Source organism: Aeromonas sp. QDB68, assembly GCF_027707405.1.
Classification (GTDB): Bacteria; Pseudomonadota; Gammaproteobacteria; order Enterobacterales; family Aeromonadaceae; genus Aeromonas; species Aeromonas caviae.
This window is the reverse complement of sequence record NZ_JAPCIQ010000162.1, coordinates 1-5,074: the sequence shown is the minus strand read 5'-3', so window position 1 is coordinate 5,074 and position 5,074 is coordinate 1. Positions and strand designations below refer to the sequence as shown.

Sequence of the window (5,074 nt, the reverse complement as noted above, 5' to 3'; positions counted from 1 at the left end):
CCGGAACCAGTGATTGGTTCCGGATTGTCCTACAGCAGAAGGATCGGTCAATGGATCCTTAACTGATCAGCATTGCCTTGGGGGCGACCTTGTCGTCAACCTTGACGGCGACGAAGTCCGCCGCCTCCCCTGCCTGCTCCAGGTGACCGGCGAAGTTGCCCGCCACGCCCAGTCCGATAAAGGGGGGCTGTGAGGTGATCTGCATCTGTGGCTCCACTGGCGCGGCCGGGGCCGCCGCCTCGTTGTCGTTGTTCAGGGCGGAAATACCGCCAAAGAGGGAGCTTATTAGAGCACAGCCCCCGTACGGCGCCCAGCCACCGGGCCACAAGCTGTGCACCAGGGCGGATTTCCCCTCACCATCTGGTCATAAAGTCGGCAGTCGATGCGAAGCTGTGATCCCGATGCTTGGGAGAGCCCAGCACTTTTGCTAGGCTGCCCTATTCATTTGCCGTTCGGGAGCCGTCGCAAGGCCATGGCCACCCACTTTCAGGGGCGCTTCGAGGTGGAGTTCAAATACCGCCTGACGGACAGCGCCGCCTTTGTGCATACCCTCACGGCCCTCAGCCCCGAGGTGATGGTGGCGGACAATCATGAGCAGGACTGCTACTTCGACACGGCAGATGGCGCCCTGGCCCGGGCAGAGAAGAGCCTGATCATCCGCACCATGGCCCCCAGCGGCATCCGGCTCTGGATAGTCAAAGGACCCGGACCCGATCGCTGCGAGGCGGTCAACATCACCGATGCGGACAAGGCGGCCAGCATGGTGCGCACCCTGGGCTACCAGCCGGTGCTGACCATCGACAAGCGGCGCAGCATCTATTTTCTGGGGGCCTTCCACGTCACGGTGGATCACCTGGCAGGCGTCGGTGATTTTGCCGAGCTCGCCATCATGACTGACGAGGAGACCGCCCTGCCCGCCTACCGCGCGCAGTTGCTGGCGCTGGTTAGCCGGCTGGGACTGGCGCCCGAGATGCGGGAAACCCGCTCCTATCGCACCCTGTGCGAGCAGCGAGCCCCCCTTTGACAAGCGGCAACAAGAGGAATCTGCCCATGATCGACAAACTCGCCTGGCTGACCTTCAAGGAGGGACAACTGCTGTGCGCCCGCTCCCACGGCAAGGACATCTACTACATTCCGGGGGGCAAGCGCGAGCCGGGCGAGAGCGACGAGGCGGCCCTCGTTCGTGAAATCGAGGAAGAGCTCGCGGTCATCCTGAAACCCGACACCCTGGCGTTCGCCTGCGAGTTCAGCGCCCAGGAGGACGGCAAGCCGCAAGGGGTGAATGTCAATCTGCGTTGCTACACGGGGGACGCCGACGGCACGCCCGTCGCCTCGGCGGAGATCGCCGAGCTGCGCTGGCTGGACAGCCGCCACCTGGCCGAAGTCTCCCCCGTCTCCCGCCTGCTGTTCCAGTGGCTGGCAGCGCAGGGACTGATCCATTAAGAGACGGCGCACCTGACCGGATGATAATAGCTCCGGCAGGAGAGTCCGCGCCCGAGACGTTAATCCCCCACGTGGGCCAAGAGAGAAGATGAGGACATTCAATGGAGATCCTTGAGGTCGAGAGCACCAGAGGCATCAAACCGGCGCTGATCGCCCTGCTGCAAGATTGCGTGGCCAGCGGTGCCTCGGTGGGCTTTCTGCCTCCCCTGCAGGAAGAGCAGGGGCTGGCGTACTGGCAAGGCATCGAGGGGGAGCTGGCGGATGGAGTGCGCAAGCTCTGGGTGGCGTTTGATCAGCACCATCTGGTGGGCGCCCTGCAGCTCTCCCTGTGCACAAAGGCCAACGGGGGCCACAGGGCCGAAGTGGAAAAGCTGATGGTCCACAGCCAGGCCCGTGGCAAGGGGGTGGGCCGCGCCCTGATGAACGCCATGGAGCAAGGGGCCCGGGACGCCAGGCGTACCTTGCTGGTGCTGGATACCCGGGTCGGCGACGTGGCCTCCAGCCTCTATCGCCAGCTCGGCTATCAGGAGGCCGGCCAGATCCCGGACTTCGCCCGCAATGGGGACGGCACCCTCGCCGCCACCCAGTTCTTCTACAAGCAGCTCTGAGGCAGACGGCCTGGCAAGACCGGACAGCGTGCCGGTCTTGCCCCCTCCAAGGCTCGGCGTACATAGGTTTTTGGTTCAATCAGACTCATCGGCAAGGAGCCATCATGATATTGGAAGTCGCCCATCTGCAGATCATTCCCGGCAAGGCCACTGACTTCGAGCAGGCCTTCGCCCGAGCCCAGCACATCATCAGCGCCATGCCCGGCTACCTGGGCCACCAGTTGCAGCGTGCCCTGGACGATCCCCATCACTACCTGCTGCTGGTGCAGTGGGCGCGGCTGGAAGATCACACCCGGGGTTCAGGGGCTCCCCCCGGTACCAGGAGTGGAAGGCCCTGCTGCACCACTTCTACGACCCCTTCCCCAGGGTCGAACATTTTCAGGATGCAACACCGATCAGTGCCGCAAGCTGAACCTTGATCAGCTCGTCCCGTCACGGGCTGATCAATGGCGTCAGGCCAGGCGCTCGGCCCTGTGGGCAATCTGCGGCTCGGCAAAGGCGCTCTGGGCCGCGATGAGCTGCAGCTCGTAGGCATTCGCCTCCCAGGTCTGTCTCAGCACCGCATCCACCGCGGCGTTGGTGCGCTCGAAGGCGCTCACCCCATCATATCCCGCCTGCAGGTTGGCCAGCATCAGGGCGCTGATGAGATCCCCCACGCCCACCGGTTGGCGCGCGAAATCGTAAAGGGGACGGGCGATCAGATAGTCTCCCTCGGGGGTGGCAAGCAGCATCTCGAAGCGGCCGGGGACGCTGGCGGCGCGACCCAGGTGCTTGACCAGCACCATCTTCACCCCCTTCTCCAGCAACTGGCGTGCGGCGACCCGGGTCTGGGCCAGGGTTGTCAGATGGACATCGCACAGGGTCTCCAGCTCCAGCAGATTGGGGGCCATGATGTCCGCCACCGGCAGGGCCTGCTCGGTGAGAAAGCGGGTGACGCCCGGGGCGACGATGCACCCCTTCTCCGGATGCCCCATCACGGGATCGCAGAAATAGAGGGCCGCCGGATTGGCTCGTTTCACCGCCGCCACCACCGCCAGGATCTCGTCCCCCTGCTCCGCCGAGCCCAGATAGCCACTTAGCACCGCATCGCAGCGCGCCAGCACCTCGATATTGCAAAGCCCCTGGCACAAGGCGGCAATGTGGCCCGCCGGCATTGCCATTCCCTGCCAACCCGCCTCGTACTGGGTGTGGTTGGAGAACTGCACCGTATTGATGGGCCACACCTCCATGCCGAGACGGCGCATGGGGAACACGGCGGCGCTGTTGCCGGCACAGCCAAACACCACGTGGGACTGGATAGAGAGAATGCGTTTCATCGACACCACCGGACAAGAAGCCTGAGGAAAAGAGGCAATATATCGGATGAAGCGACGGCTCTTCCAGCAATTAACGCCCTGACTCCCTATTTATGCTTCTGCAGGCTTAACCTGCCGCATATTTGACCCCCGCTACCCTGTTTCTGTACAACCCTGGAGCCATCTCCCCGCTGCTGCGGGGTGATAAATGTACTTGTACGTCTCTTGTCTGATGGCATACAAGGTGATTTTTAAACCAGCCATGAACAGTCGGGATCAAGGATGAGGTCCGATGAAAAGGCGCCAGTCGGCAGTCGGCAGTCGGCAGTCGGCAGTCGGCAGTCGGCAGTCGCAAAGTAAGGCAACAAGGGCAAGGGTCAAGGAGACGTCGGAAGATCACAGGACAAAGGCGGCCTCCCCTTGCCTGACACCGTGGCAACGGCAAGCCATACGCAGTGGCGACAGCAAGTCACGTCACCAGTGCCGTGACTGCAGCGAGTCGCCAGCAGTCGTCAGAGGGAGCGCGGTGCTTGGGCGTCTCAATCCCGGGCGAAGTGGTAGACCCAGCCTTCGTCCGGTGCCATCTCCTCCGGCAGGTCCACCAGAGCAGGCAGCGAGGTGACGGCCCCTTCGGCCGCATATTGCAGGGCCATCAGGGCGCAGAGCGCGGCATCATAGGGATCCGTTCCAGGGATGAGGATTGCTGGCAGGTGGGGTTGCAGCTCGGGCCGCACAGCAGAGGCTTTGCCCCCCATTTTGGCCAGGGCGGGATAGACCTCCAGCACCGCGCGCCCGGCAGCCCTCGCCCGTTTTGGCACCAGTTGCAGATCCCCGAGGCGCGGCAGCATGGAGAGGGCCAGGGTGGCGTTGTTGCCGAGCCTGTCGAAGGTGGCGGAGAGGGGCTTCTTGCCATAGTGCTGATAGAGCCAGCGCTCGCAATCCCGGTAGGCGTAAGGGTTGTCAATCTCCCGCTGGGGCACGGGAAAGCCGCTCCCCCACCCCGCCAGCAGATCGGCGAGGGCGCGGGGAAAGGCCAGGGGCGCATCGATGCCGAGAGCAAGGCGCGGGCAGGCCAGCACCTGCATCAGCGCCACCTCGTCTTGCAGGGCCGGGCGCAGCAGGGCATCCAGATCCGGCGCGACCCGGGAGCTCAGGCGAAACAGGGGGGAGATCCCGAGCCAGTGCAGACGCGACTCCCGGGCCTGCCAACCCACCACCGCCACCGCCTGGGCATTGCCCTGCCAGCCCCTCACGTCCCAGCCGATGCCGATGGCGTCCATGTGTTCCGTTGTCATGCCCCTGTTACCTCTGTGCAGCCTTGATGGAGCACAGGGTAATGGCTGCCCCTCCTAAAGCAAGGGCAAGTTGGTCCCTAGAAGGATTTCTTGAAGTTGATCAGGGGCAGAATGGGGAAGATGCCGTTCTCGGCGTAGTTGGCCAGGCCAATCTGCAAGCCGTCCAGGTGCTTGGTGGCATTGACGAATCCCAGCTGGAACGTGGTGCGTTCGGCATAGTTGACGAAGCCGACGTTGGCCAGGGCATTGCCCTGGGCGATGTTGACCGCCCCCCAGTTGAGCCCCTTCACATTGTTGGTCAGGTTGACGAAGCCCAGATTGAGGCCGGTATCCTGCCCTTCGTGCCAGTTGACGGCGTTGTTGACATCCTCCCCCACCTTAGCGCTTCGCGTCACAGGAGGGGGATTCCCATTACTGGGTGATAGCTGCTCGC

Annotated in this window: 5 protein-coding genes and 3 pseudogenes; 4 read left to right on the top strand and 4 right to left on the bottom strand. The window is 63.6% G+C overall.

The genetic code is table 11. The features are described 5' to 3' along the window. Positions 1-70: 70 nt before the first annotated feature. Positions 71-205: pseudogene (locus PG892_RS21625) on the bottom strand (DUF5718 family protein); the annotation flags it as partial. 267 nt (positions 206-472) lie between these two features. On the opposite strand from PG892_RS21625, the gene PG892_RS21620 reads away from it, so the two are divergent. The 4 genes and pseudogenes from PG892_RS21620 (at position 473) to PG892_RS21605 (ending at position 2,463) form a co-directional block, all read left to right on the top strand. Then, positions 473-1,024, top strand: a complete 552-nt coding sequence (locus PG892_RS21620) for a class IV adenylate cyclase (RefSeq protein ID WP_270825833.1) — start codon at positions 473-475, stop codon at positions 1,022-1,024. A gap of 26 nt (positions 1,025-1,050) precedes the next feature. Continuing rightward, entirely contained in the window at positions 1,051-1,443 is a 393-nt protein-coding gene (locus PG892_RS21615; RefSeq protein ID WP_210557633.1) for an NUDIX hydrolase, read from the top strand. A gap of 101 nt (positions 1,444-1,544) precedes the next feature. Beyond that, on the top strand, positions 1,545-2,051 hold the full coding sequence (locus tag PG892_RS21610) for a GNAT family N-acetyltransferase (protein WP_010674875.1): 507 nt from the start codon (positions 1,545-1,547) through the stop codon (positions 2,049-2,051). Between the two features lie 104 nt (positions 2,052-2,155). Then, a pseudogene (locus tag PG892_RS21605) lies at positions 2,156-2,463 on the top strand (antibiotic biosynthesis monooxygenase family protein). A gap of 40 nt (positions 2,464-2,503) precedes the next feature. Here the strand turns inward: PG892_RS21605 and pdxY are convergent. From pdxY to PG892_RS21590, 3 genes and pseudogenes are all read right to left on the bottom strand, one after another. Next, positions 2,504-3,367 carry a pyridoxal kinase PdxY gene (gene pdxY / locus PG892_RS21600; RefSeq protein WP_010674877.1) on the bottom strand — a complete coding sequence of 288 codons (864 nt, stop codon included), beginning with the start codon at positions 3,365-3,367 and terminating at the stop codon, positions 2,504-2,506. A gap of 518 nt (positions 3,368-3,885) precedes the next feature. Further along, complete coding sequence (locus tag PG892_RS21595) at positions 3,886-4,641, bottom strand: DUF429 domain-containing protein (protein WP_029314586.1); 756 nt, start codon at positions 4,639-4,641, stop codon at positions 3,886-3,888. Between the two features lie 77 nt (positions 4,642-4,718). After that, positions 4,719-5,000: pseudogene (locus PG892_RS21590) on the bottom strand (LA_2272 family surface repeat-containing protein); the annotation flags it as partial. Positions 5,001-5,074 lie beyond the last annotated feature (74 nt).